At 56.1% G+C, this 16,361-nt stretch carries 15 protein-coding genes; 13 read left to right on the top strand and 2 right to left on the bottom strand.

Annotated elements, in window-relative coordinates; translation table 11 throughout:
• Positions 1 to 9: 9 nt before the first annotated feature.
• The 7 genes from PYTT_RS01760 (at position 10) to PYTT_RS01730 (ending at position 6,013) form a co-directional block, all read left to right on the top strand.
• The gene (locus tag PYTT_RS01760; protein WP_071133214.1) at positions 10 to 1,248 is read left to right on the top strand and encodes a DUF418 domain-containing protein; all 1,239 of its coding nucleotides are present in this window, start codon (positions 10 to 12) and stop codon (positions 1,246 to 1,248) included.
• Between the two features lie 137 nt (positions 1,249 to 1,385).
• Positions 1,386 to 1,757: a cyclophilin-like fold protein gene (locus tag PYTT_RS01755; RefSeq protein WP_156850308.1), complete on the top strand. Its 372-nt coding sequence runs from the start codon at positions 1,386 to 1,388 to the stop codon at positions 1,755 to 1,757.
• Between the two features lie 4 nt (positions 1,758 to 1,761).
• Positions 1,762 to 2,937, top strand: coding sequence for a PatB family C-S lyase (locus PYTT_RS01750; protein ID WP_071133528.1), 1,176 nt, complete (start codon positions 1,762 to 1,764; stop codon positions 2,935 to 2,937).
• A 41-nt stretch (positions 2,938 to 2,978) separates the two neighbouring features.
• Positions 2,979 to 3,593 carry a flavodoxin family protein gene (locus PYTT_RS01745; RefSeq protein ID WP_071133213.1) on the top strand — a complete coding sequence of 205 codons (615 nt, stop codon included), beginning with the start codon at positions 2,979 to 2,981 and terminating at the stop codon, positions 3,591 to 3,593.
• A 155-nt stretch (positions 3,594 to 3,748) separates the two neighbouring features.
• Positions 3,749 to 4,528 (top strand): threonine/serine exporter family protein, encoded by a 780-nt coding sequence (locus tag PYTT_RS01740; RefSeq protein ID WP_071133212.1) that lies wholly within the window; start codon positions 3,749 to 3,751, stop codon positions 4,526 to 4,528.
• Between the two features lie 2 nt (positions 4,529 to 4,530).
• Positions 4,531 to 5,031 carry a threonine/serine exporter family protein gene (locus PYTT_RS01735; protein WP_071133527.1) on the top strand — a complete coding sequence of 167 codons (501 nt, stop codon included), beginning with the start codon at positions 4,531 to 4,533 and terminating at the stop codon, positions 5,029 to 5,031.
• 169 nt (positions 5,032 to 5,200) lie between these two features.
• Positions 5,201 to 6,013 (top strand): alpha/beta hydrolase, encoded by an 813-nt coding sequence (locus tag PYTT_RS01730; protein WP_083385491.1) that lies wholly within the window; start codon positions 5,201 to 5,203, stop codon positions 6,011 to 6,013.
• Positions 6,014 to 6,092: 79 nt separating this feature from the next.
• Here the strand turns inward: PYTT_RS01730 and PYTT_RS01725 are convergent, their stop codons facing one another.
• On the bottom strand, positions 6,093 to 7,004 hold the full coding sequence (locus PYTT_RS01725; protein ID WP_156850307.1) for a hypothetical protein: 912 nt from the start codon (positions 7,002 to 7,004) through the stop codon (positions 6,093 to 6,095).
• Positions 7,005 to 7,271: 267 nt separating this feature from the next.
• On the opposite strand from PYTT_RS01725, the gene PYTT_RS12835 reads away from it, so the two are divergent.
• From PYTT_RS12835 to PYTT_RS01710, 3 genes are all read left to right on the top strand, one after another.
• The gene (locus PYTT_RS12835) at positions 7,272 to 7,688 is read left to right on the top strand and encodes a FeoA family protein (RefSeq protein WP_083385490.1); all 417 of its coding nucleotides are present in this window, start codon (positions 7,272 to 7,274) and stop codon (positions 7,686 to 7,688) included.
• 6 nt (positions 7,689 to 7,694) lie between these two features.
• Positions 7,695 to 9,839: a ferrous iron transport protein B gene (gene feoB, locus PYTT_RS01715; protein WP_071133209.1), complete on the top strand. Its 2,145-nt coding sequence runs from the start codon at positions 7,695 to 7,697 to the stop codon at positions 9,837 to 9,839.
• An 80-nt stretch (positions 9,840 to 9,919) separates the two neighbouring features.
• On the top strand, positions 9,920 to 11,227 hold the full coding sequence (locus tag PYTT_RS01710; RefSeq protein ID WP_071133208.1) for a carbohydrate porin: 1,308 nt from the start codon (positions 9,920 to 9,922) through the stop codon (positions 11,225 to 11,227).
• 87 nt (positions 11,228 to 11,314) lie between these two features.
• On the opposite strand, the gene PYTT_RS01705 is transcribed toward PYTT_RS01710, so the two are convergent.
• Complete coding sequence (locus PYTT_RS01705; RefSeq protein WP_071133207.1) at positions 11,315 to 12,847, bottom strand: PD40 domain-containing protein; 1,533 nt, start codon at positions 12,845 to 12,847, stop codon at positions 11,315 to 11,317.
• A gap of 557 nt (positions 12,848 to 13,404) precedes the next feature.
• On the opposite strand from PYTT_RS01705, the gene PYTT_RS01700 reads away from it, so the two are divergent.
• The 3 genes from PYTT_RS01700 (at position 13,405) to purH (ending at position 16,310) form a co-directional block, all read left to right on the top strand.
• On the top strand, positions 13,405 to 14,211 hold the full coding sequence (locus PYTT_RS01700; RefSeq protein WP_071133206.1) for a Vgb family protein: 807 nt from the start codon (positions 13,405 to 13,407) through the stop codon (positions 14,209 to 14,211).
• 38 nt (positions 14,212 to 14,249) lie between these two features.
• Positions 14,250 to 14,537, top strand: a complete 288-nt coding sequence (locus tag PYTT_RS01695) for an AP2 domain-containing protein (protein WP_071133205.1) — start codon at positions 14,250 to 14,252, stop codon at positions 14,535 to 14,537.
• A 204-nt stretch (positions 14,538 to 14,741) separates the two neighbouring features.
• The gene (gene purH / locus PYTT_RS01690; protein WP_071133204.1) at positions 14,742 to 16,310 is read left to right on the top strand and encodes a bifunctional phosphoribosylaminoimidazolecarboxamide formyltransferase/IMP cyclohydrolase; all 1,569 of its coding nucleotides are present in this window, start codon (positions 14,742 to 14,744) and stop codon (positions 16,308 to 16,310) included.
• Positions 16,311 to 16,361: the final 51 nt, after the last annotated feature.

Raw genomic sequence — 16,361 nt, 5'->3', positions numbered from 1 at the left:
TTCAGTACGATGAAAGTCAATTATTCCGATGATAGCAGTCCGGTGCAGGGAGGGGAGCGTTATCCGATTCTCGATGTGTTGCGGGGGCTGGCCCTGTTCGGGATTTGCCTGGCCAATTTCCCGGAGTTTTCGCTGTATTCGTTTTTGCCGCAGGAGGCGGTTGCCGCCATGCCGGCGGCGGGGGCCGACCGGGTGGTGAGAGTCCTGCAATATGTGCTGGTCGACGGGAAGTTTTATACGATGTTTTCGATTCTGTTCGGGATCGGTTTTTCGATCATGATGGCGAATGTCGAGCGGCGGCATGCGGACGGTTTCCGTATTTTTTACCGCCGCATGGCGGTGTTGCTGGCGATTGGGTTTTTACATCTGATGTTTCTTTGGAGCGGGGATATTCTGATGCTGTATGCCGCTCTCGGGTTGTTGCTGCCGTGGTGCCGGAGGGTGTCGAACCGGGGGCTTCTGTCTGCTGCTGCCGTGCTGCTGCTGCTTCCCGTCGTGCTGGATGCGGCGAAGGAGGTGTCCGGTTTCGAGCCTTCCGCTCCGGTGGTCCGTGCGCAGCGGTATTTCTGCGATAAGTTCGGGATTACGGAGGAGAATTTCGCGGTCTGGCTGCGGGATGCCGGAGGTTATGGTGATGTGTTCCGTTTTCTGGTGCAGGGCGCGTTCGTGAGGATGCAGGAGTTGATCGACGGCAACCGTTTTTTCAAGGTGATGGGGCTGTTCCTGCTGGGGTTCTGGATTGGGCGGAATCGCCTGTATGCCGATTTGGAGCGATGCAGGCCGTTGTTGCGGAAGGTGGCGATGTTCGGTTTTTCCGCCGGGTTGCCCGTTTCCGTGTTGTACGCATGGAGTTCTTTGAACGGCCATCCGTGGGGGCTGGCGGGGCATTCGGCGCTGTATGCGTTCGGCGTGTTTCCGCTGGGGCTGGCTTATATGGCGGCGGTTTGCCTGTGGTATGTCCGGCGGAGGGAGTGTGCCGTGTTCCGGCTTCTGGCTGCGCCGGGCCGTATGGCCTTGAGTAATTATATCGGTCAGTCTGTGCTGGGGATGGCGGTTTTCTACGGTATAGGTTTCGGATTCGGGGCGGGCATGGGGTTGTCGCAGGTGATGGCGGTGGCTGCCGGAGTGTTTTTGTTCGAGATGGCGTTCAGTGTGTTCTGGTTGCGGTTTTTCCGCTTCGGTCCGCTGGAATGGGTGTGGCGCATGCTGACTTATGGGAAGCGGCTTCCTCTGTTGAAAGGAGAATGATGATGAAGGACGATGATTGCAGGCGGGGAAAAGGCCGGTTTGGCCGGTGGACTGCGTTTTTGTGCATGGTGCTGGTCGCGTGCTGTTTCGGCGGTTGCGGAGCCGATGCTTCCCATCGCCGGAATGAGAGAGAGTTCATGAAGACGACAATGACCATGACTGCAGGAGCTGCGGTGTTCAAGGTGAAGTTATTCCCATGCGCCGCAACGGAGAGCTTGCTGGCGATGCTGCCGCTCACGCTCGATATGAACGATGTGAACGGGAACGAGAAGTATGCCCGCCTGCCGGAGGCTATGCCGATGAAGGAGGAGAAGCCCGGAGTCGTGCATGCCGGAGATCTGATGCTTTGGGGCGAGGATGGGCTGGTGATTTTTTACGAGACGTTTTCGACGCCGTACCGTTATACGCGGATCGGCCGTGTCGAGGATGCGGACAATTTGAAGTCTGCGCTCGGTTCAGGGCGTGTGACGGTTGTTTTTTCCCTGCATAATAAAGAAGATGATGAATAAAATGATGAAATACGATTTTGACGAGGTTGTTCCGCGTCGCGGCACGGCTTCCTACAAGTGGGATTCGGCTGAGAGTCCGGATGTGCTGCCCCTGTGGGTGGCCGATATGGATTTCCGGACGGCTCCGCCCGTGGTCGAGGCTTTGCGGCGGCGGGTGGAGCATGGCATTTTCGGCTATGCCCGTGTGCCTCAGGCGTATTACGATGCTGTGACCGGGTGGTTCGGCAGGCGGCACGGCTGGGATATCCGCCGCGAGTGGATCGTTTATACGACGGGTGTGGTTCCGGCGCTTTCCGCCGTGATTCAGGCGTTGACGGAACCGGGGGACAGGGTGCTGGTACAGACTCCGGTGTACAATTGCTTTTTCTCGTCCATTCGCAACAACGGTTGCGAGGCGGTCGAAAGTCCGTTGATTTATGCCGACGGGGTTTACAGTATCGATTTTGACGATCTGGAGCGCAAGGCAGCCGATCCGACGGTGCGCCTCCTTTTGCTGTGCAATCCCCACAATCCCGCCGGGCGTGTCTGGTCCCGCGAAGAGCTGAGGCGCGTGGGCGAAATCTGCCTCCGGCACGATGTGTTTGTCGTGGCGGATGAGATTCATTGCGATCTGGTGTTCTCCGGGCATGCCTTTACGCCGTTCGCTTCCGTGGCCGAGGAGTTTTTGTTGCATTCCGCTACCTGTACTTCGCCCAGCAAGGCTTTCAATCTGGCGGGGTTGCAGATCGCGAACATTGTCTGTGCCGATGAAGAGAAGCGCAGGAAGATCGACAGGTCGATCAATGTGAACGAGGTGTGCGATGTGAATCCGTTCGGCATCGAGGCCTTGCAGGCCGCCTATAACGAAGGTGAGGAATGGCTGGATGCACTCAGGGAATATCTGTTTGACAACTACGGGGTTTTGAAAGATTATTTTGACGGGCATTTTCCGCATCTGCCCGTTCTTCCGCTGGAAGGCACGTATCTGGCATGGATCGATTGTTCGGCTCTGAATCTTTCGTCCGGTGCGATCGAGGAAATGCTGCTGGAGAAGGGGAAGGTGTGGATCAATGCGGGCGGGATGTACGGCGGAGCGGGCGAGAGCTTTATCCGCATCAATCTGGCTTGTCCCCGGCAGGTGCTGAAGGATGGGTTGGAGCGGCTGGGCCGCGGATTGCATTCTTTAGCGGCGGAGATATGATTTCGCCCGAACCCTTGTGACAATTTGATTTCGATTTTATCATGAAAGTATTACTGATTAACGGCAGCCCTCGCGGGGAAGGAAATACGCACCTTGCCTTGTCCGAAGTGGCTCGAACTCTGGAAAATTGCGGTGTCGATACGCAGATTATCGGCATAGGAACCAAAGCCGTGCAGGGCTGCATCGCCTGTGGCAGGTGCGCCGGGCAGGGAAGGTGTGTCTTCAAGGATCGCCTTTATGAGGAGGTGCGCGAGGCTTTGAAAGGTTCCGACGGGCTGGTGATCGGTTCACCGGTCTATTATGCCGGTCCCAACGGTTCGCTGTGCGCTTTGCTGGATCGCCTGTTCCTTTCCTGTAAAGAGCTTTTGGGCTATAAGCCGGGTGCGGCTGTGGCGGTGTGCCGCCGGGGCGGCGCGAGCGCGGCTCTCGACCGCCTGAACAAGTATTTTACGATTTCCAATATGCCTGTCGTGCCGTCGCAGTATTGGAATATGGTGTATGGCATGCAGAAGGGCGAGGCGTTGCAGGATGCCGAAGGTTTGCAGACGATGCGTACGCTGGGCCGGAATATGGCATGGATGTTGCAAAACCTCAAGTCCGGAGGTCAGGAAGTTCCGGAGCCGGAAGAGCGTGTGTTTACCCATTTCATCAGATGATTGGCGTGGGTGGCGAGGAATGCCCGGGTAGGGGAGCCTGCCGGTGAAGGATGCCGATTCCGGGTGCCGGATCGGAAAATTCATGCTGACGAATTTCCGGAGCGAATAAGTGTTGCTCGCCCAGATGAAATGGTGTATACGCCGCGTGTCTTTACATGGCTGACCGCGAGCACGTACAGGAATTGTCCTTGTTTCTTCTGGATTACGCAACTTCGTTGCTGGGCGCGGGCGTTCACACGTCGCGCGCGGTGAGGAATATTTCCCGCATTGCCGAGGCTTACGGCTACCGTGCGGATATTTCCCTGTCTCAGAAGAATATCATGATGAGTATTTCGAGCCAGGAAGATGCGACGGTGAGGCGGACGACGGTTCGCAAGTTGAAGCCGCTGCATTTCAATTTCGTGCATATTCAGGATTTGAGCGCGCTGACGTGGCGTGCCTGGGACGATCGCGTGCCGTTGGGCGTGCTGGTGGAGGAGTACCACCGCATGATGGCGAAGGCCCGGTATCCGATGTGGCTCGTCATGCTGTGCGCCTCGGCGGCGAATGCTTCTTTCTGCCGCCTGTTTGGAGGGGACTGGACGGCGATGGGCGTGGTGTTCGTGGCGACGTTCGCCGGGTTTTTCATCCGGCAGATGCTGGCGAAGCGCCATTTGAACCATTTGGCCATTTTTGTGATTGCCGCCTTCGTGGCGTCGATGATCGCTTCGATGGCGACCTGCCATCACTGGGGCGGTACGCCTGAGGTGGCGCTGGCTTCCAGCGTGCTGTTTCTGGTGCCCGGCGTGCAGTTGATCAATGCGGTGATGGATTTGCTGGACGGCCATATTCTGAATGGCGTACAACGCGGGATTCAGGCGGGGATGCTGATTATCTGCATCGCTCTCGGGCTGACGCTGACGATGCTGATTGTGGGAATTCAATGGATGAGCTGACGATGGATACGGAGTTATGGACAGCAGTGTTGCAGGACGGGGCCTTCGCCGCAGTGGCCGCCGTCGGTTTCGGCATGATTTCCAATCCGCCGAAGCGTGCCATTTACATGATCGCCCTGCTGGGGGCGGTGGGGCATGCCTGCCGCTACGGCATGCTGCATGGGGTGGGGTTGAATTTGTCCGTGGCGACGTTTCTTGCTTCGATGACGATCGGCCTGTTGAGCGTGTTTCTTGCCAAGCTGATTCGCTGTCCGGCGGAAATCATGGCGTTTCCGGCTTTGTTGCCGATGATTCCGGGTATGTACGCCTATAAGACGGTGCTGGCCCTAATGAAGTTCATGCTGAATTCGGATGTGCCCCATTCCGAGCTGAACGATTATATTATCGACATTTTCCGCAATGGCTTGACGACGATCTTTGTGATGTGTACTCTGGTGATCGGTATGGCCGTTCCTCTTCTGATTTTCAAGAAGGTGACGTTCACCCGGACGAAGGCGAAGTAGCCGCGTGCCGTTCCTGCCGCAGGTATGGGCATGGATGTGCTCTTCCTGCCGGATCGAAGGAATGGATGCCGATGACAGAGGGCTTGCTCTCTGGAATGAAGGCCGTGATTTTTCTGGCCGGGCTGAGGCATGCCGCTGCGCTTGTTAAACGATTTCAATAAACTACACGATGAAGACAAAGAGATTGATTCAATGGATGGCATGTGCCGGAACCACGCTGTTGCTGAGTAGCGGCGTGGCGGCCTGTTCGAGTGTCGATAGCCTGGTTTATCCCGGTACGGGGTCGGATTCCGTGGAGGCGACGGATGCCATGGCGAAGAAGTACCGCAAGTACGCCAAAGAGGTGTCGGTGGACGGCGTGACGCTGCGCGGATGGATGATTGAGCGTCCCGGCAAGCCTTTGCTGATTTTCTACGGCGGCAATGCGATGAATCTTGCGACGGTGCTGCCGACGGCGGAGCGGGATAAGCAGCATGCGACGCTGCTGATGAATTACCGCGGTTATGGCGGAAGCGAAGGAAAGCCCTCCGAGAAGGCGCTGGTGCAGGATGCCGTGTATTTGCTGGATAAGGTGTGCCGGGAGACGAAGCGCAAGCCCGGCGATGTCGTGCTGGTGGGGCAGAGCCTTGGTTCCGGCGTAGCGGTGCAGGTGGCGGCACAACGTCCTGTCGGGAAGCTGGTGCTGCTGGTGCCGTTCGACAGTATCGAAGCGGTAGCCAGAGGGATGGCCCCCGGTTTTCTGGTGGACTGGGCGTTGAACGATACGTACCGTTCGGACAAGTTCGCGCCGAAGGTCAAATGTCCCGTGACGATTATTGCCGCAACCCACGATTCTGTCGTGCCCATCGCCCATGCCCGCAAGCTGGCGGCCAGTTTCGGACGTTCCGTGAAGTGGGTGGAGTTTCCGTGCGGCCACAACGGTTTATGGAAGCAGAAGGGGTTTCTGCCGGTGTACGGCAAGGCCTGTGCATTGCCCAAATGAGGCTGAAGGTCGTTTGTGGCGATGAAAAAGCCCCTCCGGTATGGCCGGGAGGGGCTGAAGGAAGGGCTGTATGGCCGGATTATTCTTCGCCGTCTTCGATGGCTTCCGCCGTATCTTCCGCTTCGGCGGGTTCTTCGGCTTTGGGCTGAACTTGCGGCTGAGCCGGTTGTTCCTTGCCCATCTGTTTGCGGCGGGCTTCTTCGATGAGGAAGGCTTCCGCCACTTTGAAGGCGCGGCGTGCGACTTCGCGTGAGGTGTTGTCGTCCATCAGGGCGAGGCCTTCTTCAGTAACTTCGCCGAGGAAGATTTTCCAGGCGCGCTTGCTGAGGGTTTTGGCGCTGATGTCGCGCGGTGCGACGTAGGCCTGCTGGCGTTCTTCGCCCTGGTTGCCGCGTTTGTTGCGGCGGCGGCGTTTGCGTTTGCCTGCCATGTCGTCCGAACCTCCGACGGTTTCCGGAGCAGCGAAGCCGGGAGCCAGATCGTTGTCGCGGCTTTCGCGGCTATCACGATGGTCGCGTCCGTCGCGGTCGCGGTTGTCCCTGTCACGATGATCCCTTCCGTCGCGATCACGATCGCGGTTGTCCCTGTCGCGGTTGTCGTTTTTCTGCTGCGGGCGAATGGATTCGCGGCGCACGGACAACTGGTGGCGGTGCTTGGGTTCCTGCGGTTCGGCAGCTGGGGCTTTCGGAGCGGCGGCCGGAGCAGGTTCGTTGCGGGGCGTTTCCTGCTTGGGTTCCGCTTTGGCTTCGACCTTGGTTTCAGGTTCCGTTTTGGCTGTTTTTTTGGTTGTTCTACCGGTGGCGCGGGGCGTTTTTTTGGCTGTGGCGGTTTCCTTGGCGGGTTTGACCGCTGCGAGCGCCGCGGTAGCAGCTTTCTTGGCTGCATCTTCCGCAGCCTCCTTGGTAACGGTCTTTCGCGTGGTTTTGGTGACGCGAGGAGCTTTCACCTCGGCTTCTGCCGTGGCGCTCTTACTGCGCGTTGTCTTGGTCACGCTTGTCTTTTTGGCCGGCTTTTTTTCAGCCGGCTCTTTTTTCTTCTTTGAATCCATAAGATTATGAATAGGTCTGTGTATTATGGGGGGTGGGCTGCACTTTGTCGAGCTTTTCATGTGAACATGGTAAAATTCGTTTCAACATGTGTAAAATTCCGGGCAGTTATTTGTTTGGAATGATTCCTGAAATGCCCTGAATACAAGAAAAAATCAAAAATTCGTGAATTAGCCCTTGCTAACTTAGTTAGTCTGTGCTAACTTTGGCTCATGAAGACCATTTCCACCAAATCAAACCTTGGATCGAGGGCGGGCGTGCGTCCCAAATCGGGGCTGGGCAGAGCTCTCTGGAATCTGATCAATCCCTGCCGCTGTTCCTCGATGTGCTGCCATTCGTCCCGTGGCACATGTGCGGGGGGATGCGATGGCAAATGCCGCAGCGCAAGCAGGGAAGAGGTATTGAATCTCGGCGATATGCTGCCCGGCGATGAATGCCGCGTGACGGCCGTTCGCCTTGATTCCGGGACGGAAACCCGCCTGGCAGACAGGGGGATCGTGGCCGGGGTCGAGTTAAGAGTGCAGGAGAAGGCTTTGTTCGGCGGACCGATGATTGTACGCGTCCGTGGTGGCATGCTGGCGCTTCGCCGCTGCGAAGCACACGAGATCGAAGTGGAACGCGTGGCTTGAATCGGGATGAAGGCTTCCGGAAAACCTCAGGTGCTGCTTCTGGGCAATCCCAACTGCGGCAAGACGACTCTTTTCAATGAATTGACGGGTACGCACCAGCATGTCGGCAATTATCCCGGCGTGACGGTGGAGGCGAAAGTCGGCGAGATGCGTACGCCGCTCGGTCCTGTCGAGCTGATTGATCTTCCCGGCGTGTACCGTCTCGGAGACGGTAGCCCGGAAGAGCAGCTTGTGCTGGAGCAATTGTGCCGTGACGATATTCAGGCCATTGTGAGTGTGGTGGACAGTACGAATCTTGAACGCCACCTGTACCTGACGGTGCAGCTGTGGCATTTCCACCTGCCCGTGATTCTGGTGCTGAATATGATGGACGAGGCGGAGGCGCATGGTTTGTCGTTCCGCATCGCGGAGCTGGAGCAGCTGCTCGGCGTGCGGGTGGTGGCAACGGCCGCACCGCGCAGGCGAGGTATTGCCGAGCTGCGCGAGACGATCGGGCGTACGGTGTTTGAGCCCGAGGGCGTGTCGATCATGAAGAAGCCGTCCTATGGCGAGGCCGTGGATAAGGCGGTGACGGTGATTGCTGAGACTCTGAAGGCCTCGAAGCTTGATCACGGAAGGCTTCCGCTGTCGTTTTCGGCTGTGAGGGTGTTCGAAGGAAATCCCCGGATGGAGGGCTTTTTCCGGGAACAAGGTGAAGAAGGTGAGCGGTTTCTTGAGATCGCGGGCGATAGCCGCGACGCGATTTGCCAAGAATTCGATGTTTTGCCTTCTACCCTGCTGGCCGACAAACGGTACGGGATTATCCACGGCTTGATCCGGGAGGTGCAGGAGGGAACGGATATCGACGGGCACAAGGCAACTCTGATGGCCGACAAGGTGTTGACCCACCGTGTGTTCGGTTTTCCGGTCTTCCTGTTGATGATGATGTTCGTCTTTTATGTGTCGTTTACGGTGGGCGATCCTCTCGTCGGCATGGTGGAGGATGCCTGCGGTGTGTTCGGCGGCTGGGTGTCCGGTTTGCTGGCGGGTTCGGAGTTCTGGAATTCCCTGATTGTAGACGGTATTATTGCCGGGGTGGGTGGTGTGCTGAGTTTCGTTCCGACGATTCTGATTCTGTTCGCTTTTCTTTCTCTGCTGGAGTCGACGGGGTATATGGCCCGCGCCGCTTTCCTGATGGACAGGTTCATGCACCGCATGGGGCTGCATGGCGGGAGCTTTATTCCGATGCTGCTGGGGTTCGGGTGCAATGTGCCTGCCGTGATGGCGACGCGGACGATCGAGTCGCGTACGGATAGGCTGGCGACGATTTTCGTGCTGCCGTTCATGAGTTGCGCCGCGCGGCTTCCTGTGTTCGTTCTGTTTATTTCCGCATTGATTCCCAATGCATGGCAGGCTGTGACTATGTGGAGCCTGTATGTGTTCGGCGTGCTGGTGGCGGTGCTGTGCGCCCGTTTGCTCAAGTCGTCCATCTTTAAGGGCGGCAATGAGATTTTCATTATCGAGCTGCCCCCGTACAGGTTGCCCTCGATGAAGAGTTTCCTGCTGAATCTCCGGGATAAGGCGTCCGGCTATGTGCGCAAGGCGGGTACGTTCATTCTGCTGGGATCCGTGGTTTTGTGGTTTCTGAACACTTATCCTAAGGAGGAACAGGCTGCGCCTTCCGTCGAGGCTGCTGCTGCGGTCGTTATACCCGCGGGCGAGGAGCCGGTTGCCATTGAGGATGCCAATGAGGCGGCGCTCAAGGCAGGGGAATTTTCGCAGTCGTATGCGGCCCGGGTCGGGCGTTTCTTCGAGCCGGTGACGAAGTATGCCGGTTTCGACTGGCAGGCCAATTCGGCGATGATCGGCGCCTTTGCCGCGAAGGAGATGCTGGTGGCCCAGTTCGGCGTGCTGTTCGCCGTCGATGGGGATGAGGATTTGCAGGAGGATGATACGCTGCAACAGGCGATTGCCGCGCAGTATTCGATTCCGCAGGGGCTTTCCATTCTGGTGTTCGCCCTGCTGGGGCTGCCCTGCATGGCGACGGTGGCGGTGATTCGCAAGGAGACGGGGTCGTGGGGTTTTGCCGCTGCACAGTTTACGATATCGACGGCGCTCGCTTTCTGCTTCTCCGTGATCATTTATCAATCGGCTTTGCTGTTCGGAATGTAAGCGTTTCAAGGGCGTAAGATATCGAACTCATACAGGGAGCCTGATGGCACCTCGCGCTCCGGCGCATGACAGATTCAAAAATGAAAACAACAACATACACCACGATATTGGGACTGGCGTTTACTCTGGCTTCTTTCTCTTCGGCGGATGAGGCGAAAGGCGGAAGCCAGGCATCGGCAGACAACGAGACGCTGATTACAGGTATCAACCAGTTCGGCAGTGAATACGGCGACGATAAGGCGCTGTTTCCGTCGGATGCGTTTTCCCGGGCATGGGCCGACGTGCATGCGCGGGCCTACGAGCGTTACGGTCTGGAATGGGTTGTGGAGACTGCATTTTCCGCCTACGGCATTCGCCATGCTGCGGCCGGAAGTGCAGACAACCAAAGCTGGCATCTTCTGCACGTGCAGGCCAACTGGCAATTCCTGCCGGAGAAGGAGACAGGGGGAACGTGGCTGCGCGTCGAGCTTTCGGGATCGACGGCTCTGAACGGCAGGACGTGGCGCAGCGGCAATCTGAACGAGGCGATCGGCGTTTCGAACAGTTTCCATACGGATACGTTCGGATATAACGAGTATTTCATTCCGGAAGTTGCCGTGATGCAGTATTTTGCGGATAGGAAAGGCTGCCTGATTTTCGGGATGGTCAACCAGACGAATTATTTCGATGCCAATTCCTATGCGAACTCGTCGTTCGGACAGTTTACGAATGCGGCCTTCGTCAATTCTCAGGTTGTGCCGCTAACGGATAGCAATTTCGGGCTGGTGCTTCAGGGGCAGTTTTCGAAGTCCGTGTACGGGATGATCGGAGGGAGTTTTTTGGAGAACGATTGCGGCTATTCCCCGTTCAAGCATACGACAGGTAAGGCATTCAACGTGATCGGCGAGATCGGGTATGTGTATGATGGTGGCGCCATTCGTTTCACTCCGTTCGTGGCGCGTGCCCAGGATGAAGGGGTGGAGCACGATGATTGCTACAAGACGTACGGAGGTTTGAGTATCAATGTCGAACATGAGTTGACGGAGCGTCTTTCCGTGTTTTCACGTGTGGGGTGGAGTTCGTCGGACCATTTGAATACGGCGGGAGCGTCCTGCCAGTGTACGGCCGGGGTGATTCTTCACCGCCCATGGGAGGTTTTGACCGGGATGGAGGAGAGCGAAGGAAACTTCCTTGGGGTTGCCCTGAGCGTGACTCGTCCAGACAGGAGCGTTCTCGGCGAGGGATGTGTGACCAAGGATAGGGAGATTGTGCTGGAATGCTCGTACCGCTATGCGATCACGCCTTATTTGAGCCTGCATCCCACGTACCAGTATATCAAGAATCCGTCGCAGCGTCCCGATACGCATCAGGTGCAGGTGTATGGTATTCAGGCCGTGTTGACTTTCTGACCGGAGGCAGTAGCCATGCCTGCCTGTCCGCGAAGTGAGTACGCGGGCGGGCAGGTGTGTATTCCGGCGGTAGGTTGCCCGTGGATGTCAGCCCTGCGGGGCTTCCGCCGTTTTGGAGATGTTCCATATCTGGCTGCCTCCTTGTATGCTGTTTTCCTGCGTGAGCAGGTATTTGCCGTCTTTGCTGATTTCCATATAAGCCGGAGCGGAATTGTGCGGCATGGGCTTGCCGAATTTGTTGCCTGTTTCCGTTTCCCATATCTGCACTTCGCACGGATCTTCGGCGCGCATGCCTTCCAGAGGATTGCGCGAGGTGATGACGTATCGGCTGTTGGGGGTGAAGCAGGCTGTGTTGATGGTTGCTTCGTGTTCCATGGGTTGGCCGACCAGACGGCCCGTTGCCGTATCCAGAATGACGATTTTTTTGTAGTCTACGATCATCAGCCGTTTGCCGTCTGGGGAGAACCGGCAACTCTTCGGTATGAAGAATAGGGATTTGACAGAGTTGTGAGGCTGCACAGGCATCAATTCTCCGGTTTTGGTGCTCCACCATTCGAGTTGATTGTTGATCAACGATGCGAACATGTGTCCGGCCGGGTTCAGGCGAGCATCCTGAACGTTTTTATTGTATGGAGAAGACCATAAGGTTCTTCCCGTTCGAATGCCGATCAATTCGACCCGCTGTGAATTCTTGGCTAGCAGTCGATCGCCCTGAGGAAGAAATTCGACATGGTGGTTGGAGCCTTCGCCAAGGCACACGTGCTGCGGTTCTTTGCCTGTTGCTACATCATGCAGCGTAACAAATGTGACCAGATTACCAGAGACGGTCGTGGATTTTGTCAAGGCGACATATTTTCCATCGGATGAAAAATCAATGCTATGAGAGCCGTCTATATATTTCTTGATCGGAGCCGAGAAGTCTTTTGTGCGGAAGTTGTAGAATACGGCGTCTCCTCCGGCCACGAGAAGAAGCGCCGATTGGTCGGGGGTATAGGCGGCAGCTGTGACATCCCTATAAAATTTGCTGTGAGAAAAGCTCTTGTCGTAGATTTTGATGGTTTCTCCTACAGGCCTGAAATTGGCAGTAGATAGGATGCGGCATCCCCAGCAGGTAGTATCATCTCCATTGGGGTAGGATACCTGTGTGATCAGATAGTTGCCATCCGGACTGAAAGTGGCTGTCCCTTCGTACGAGCTGCTGTCGAAAGGCGTTAGTGGACGCGTTTCGATGATGGCTTGTCTGTAGGGCGCATAATCCGGCTGTTGGTGTACGGGTTCCGTCCGTTTCTGTTCGGCCCGGATGCGGGCTTTTACAGTTTGATACCGCTGTGCATTCTGCACCTGACGGAGCCGTTCCTGCTCGCGTTGCTGTTTGAGCCTGCTTTCCTGTTCTTTCTTTTTCAGGGATTGTGCAACGGCCTTGTTTTTCTGCGAGGCCATGGAGTTGATTCCGTAGAGAAGTCCCGCTCCCGCCAGTGCGATACTGCTCCAGAGAAGGATTTTTTTGACGGGTGGGCGGAAGGGCGGCTTCGGTTCAGGGAAGACGGGCGGCGGGATGTTGGAGAGGTCGATTTCGGGTGATGTAGATGGCGGGTCTTGAGGGGTATCCGGGTAGGTCATGTGGCGGATATTGCATGAATGTGGCGAATGTTGTCAATGTTTTTGAGGGAGACAAGGCTCCCATGTGGGTCATATAATGTTTTTTTTAATTTAAATATATTTGATTATGAGTTTGTTTTGATTTTTATTGATCGATGTGTCATGTGTGGGTAAAAATGCCTGAGAACAGTATGGTGCATACCGGATGAGAATGTATTTTTTCTGGCTTATCGTCTTCAAAAATAAACGGTTTTGGAAACTATTGGAAAATGTTGGAAAACTTCTGTGAAATGGGTATCATTGCATTGCACCTGTATTGGTAATGTGATTGTAATTTGTTCGTGATGAATAGTTAATAGCATTGTGTAAAAAAAGTCTTTTTTTTTGAACGATTTAAATGTATAAATTGTCTAACCAATCTCAACGTTGCTCATTTAACAATCGGACAGATGAATACATTGGAATTTTTACCGTTTATTGTATGTGCTGCCAGTCCCTTGATGGCTGCGGGGGATAATCATGCCTCTCAGTCCGCTCCGTCTGCAATTGCAGTTGCGACAGCAGGCCATGTCGAGAGTGTGGCAGTCGATGAAAAGAACGAGATCGTTTACATGTCTTCGATCGGCGAGCAGATGACTCCGATGGAGAAGGACGGGGACGGCTCCATTCTGGTTGCCGATCTGAAGGAGTCCGGAACCGTGGAGATGCGCAAGATGATCAAGGGCGGCAAGCTGCATGCTCCCAAGGGGCTTACCCTGCACGACGGCAAGCTGTACGCGACCGATGTGGATCGGGTGATTGCAATTGATCCCCGGAAAGGTTCGTTCGAGGTCGTGGCCGATTTGTCCGGGGAAGGCGCCAAGTTCCTGAACGATACGGTATGGGCTGACGGGGTTCTGTATGTTTCGGCGACGGATCTGAACAAGATCTACGCGGTGAATCCTCAAAAGAAAACGTATTCCGAACTGAAGACTTCCGAGCCCGTGAAGGGGCCGAACGGCCTTGTCTGGGACCGGAATGAGAAAATTCTCTACGTGTGCGAGTACTGCACGGATGCCGACGGCAAACCGGCAGGGCGCTTGCTGCGCTGCAATCCGAAGACGGGCGAGGTGAAGAGCCTCTCTTCCTACAAGGGCGAACTGGATGGGCTCGCTCTTTATCAGGGAGATTTGTATTTTTCGGACTGGGCCGCCAAAGACCGCCCCGGCGCGGTCGGCAAGCTGAATCTCAATTCGGGCGATGTTTCGCCCGTCACGACACAGACCATGAATGGTCCTGCAGATTTCTGCATCACACAGGATGGTATCATCATTGTTCCGGCAATGGTTGATAAGAAAGTGTGGTTGCAGGATACCAAACCGGCTTCCGAACAGGAGCCGAAATAACCACAAACCTGATCAACAACAGTAATAATCATATTCTTATGGCCAAACGCAACCGACATCCCAATATTACCCGATATACTTACAAGTTCCATTCCTTTGACGGTTTTCGCCTGAGCATCAGCCGCAACCGCAATACTTTCACCAAGTACTTCTCCGTGCGCCAATACGGTACGGATAAGGAAGCCCTCAAGGCAGCCCAGGAAATGCGCGCCCGCATTCTTGCCGAATTGCAGGAAGACGATGCCGATCCGAAGGCGATCTTCGACCGCTACAAGCAGGAGATGGCCGACGCCAAGGCAGCCAAGGGTCAGAAGGTCGAAGCTTGATCTTTTGCCCGTCGAGGGGCTGGATACCCCTGTCTGAAAACCCTTCCCCTGTTACTCCGGACATGGTGGAAGGGTTTTTGCTTGCCGCATTTCTGCGGGTTTCGAGTTTGCTCTTGATTTCATGCGGGCAAGGGAGTATTCTGGGGCGCCTTGCTGCCGTTTTCCGGCAGTTTGCTGGCAATGTCAACCTTATCGACTCTGAACATGGATTCGTTTTCCGAACAACCGAAAATCAGGCGTGCGCTTTTGTCCGCTTCCGACAAGACCGGTCTGGATACCTTCGCCAAAGGGCTTGCCGCCCATGGTGTGATGCTCATCTCCACAGGAGGCACAGCCTCCTATCTCAAGTCCCTCGGCCTGGACGTGGTGGAAATCTCGGACTACACGGGTGAGCCCGAGTTGTTCGAGGGCCGTTTGAAGACTCTGCACCCGAAAGTGCACGGAGGTTTGCTGCACCGCCGCGACAATCCCGAACATATCCGGCAGGCCAAGGAGAACAGTATCGATCCGATCGATCTGGTGTGCGTGAATCTGTATCCCTTCGAGGAGACGGTGGCGAAGGAAGGCGTGACGCTGGAAGAGGCGATCGAGAAGATCGATATCGGCGGTCCGTCGATGCTGCGCTCCGCTTCGAAGAATTATGCCGCCGTGACGGTGGTGTCCGATCCTGCGGATTATCCGATGATTCTCGATGAGATGGAGCACCATGCGGGCAATACGACGTTGAAGACGCGCGAGAAGCTGGCCGTGAAGGTGTTCACCCGCACAGCCGCCTATGATAATGCCATTTCCAATTATCTCGGCCACCGTTGCGAAGAGAGCACGAAGAATACGTTCTCGATTTGCCTGCCGCTGAATCAGGAGCTGCGCTACGGCGACAATCCCCACCAGCCTTCCGCTCTGTACGGCAGCTTCGATGAGATTTTCATGCAGCTTCAGGGCAAGGAGCTTTCCTATACGAATGTGCTGGATATCGAAGCCGCGGCCGAGTTGATTACGAATTTCCGCCGTCCGACGGTCGGTATTCTCAAGCACACGAATCCGTGCGGCGTCGGCCAGGATGACGAAGATCTCCGCATGGCATGGCAGCGCGCCTACGAGACGGATACGCAGGCACCCTTCGGCGGCGTGATCGTGATGAATCGTCCGATGACGGAGAGCCTCGCCCGCGTGGTGGGAGCGATTTTCACGGATGTAATCATTGCTCCGGATTATGAAGCTGAAGCCCGCGCCCTTCTTCAGAAGAAGAAGAACTGCCGCATTATCCGCATGGATGTGGATGCCTGGAACGAAGCCCGCAAGGCTCCGATCATCCGTTCCGCTCCCGGCGGCATCATGACGATGAAGCGCGATTCGGAAGTGATGGGCCTCGACAATCTCGAATCGAAGGTGGTGACGAAGCGTCCGCCGACCCAGGCGGAGTTGACGGCCATGTCCTTCAACTGGCGCGTGGTGAAGCAGGTGCATTCCAATGCCATCGTGTTCGGCTCCACGGATCGCACGCTGGGTATCGGCGCAGGCCAGATGAGCCGCGTGGATTCCGTGCGTATCGCCATCTGGAAGGCCAAGCAGGCCGGCCTCGATCTTAAGGGTAGCGTGATCGCTTCCGATGCCATGTTCCCGTTCGCAGACGGTCTGCAGGCCGCCATCGATGCGGGTGTGACGGCGTGCATCCAGCCGGGCGGCTCGATTCGCGACGAGGAAGTGATCGCCGCAGCAGATGCCGCGGGTATCGCCATGGTCTTTACGGGCCACCGCCACTTCCTGCACTGAAGAACGTTTCACGGGCAGGGCTTCGGTCCTGCCCGTTTTGTTTCCATTCCT

Origin of the sequence: Neoakkermansia glycaniphila (genome assembly GCF_900097105.1) — a bacterium.
Lineage (GTDB): Bacteria > Verrucomicrobiota > Verrucomicrobiia > Verrucomicrobiales > Akkermansiaceae > Akkermansia > Akkermansia glycaniphila.
The sequence above is the reverse complement of the archived record's forward strand: the minus strand, read 5'-3'. Positions and strand labels throughout refer to the sequence as shown.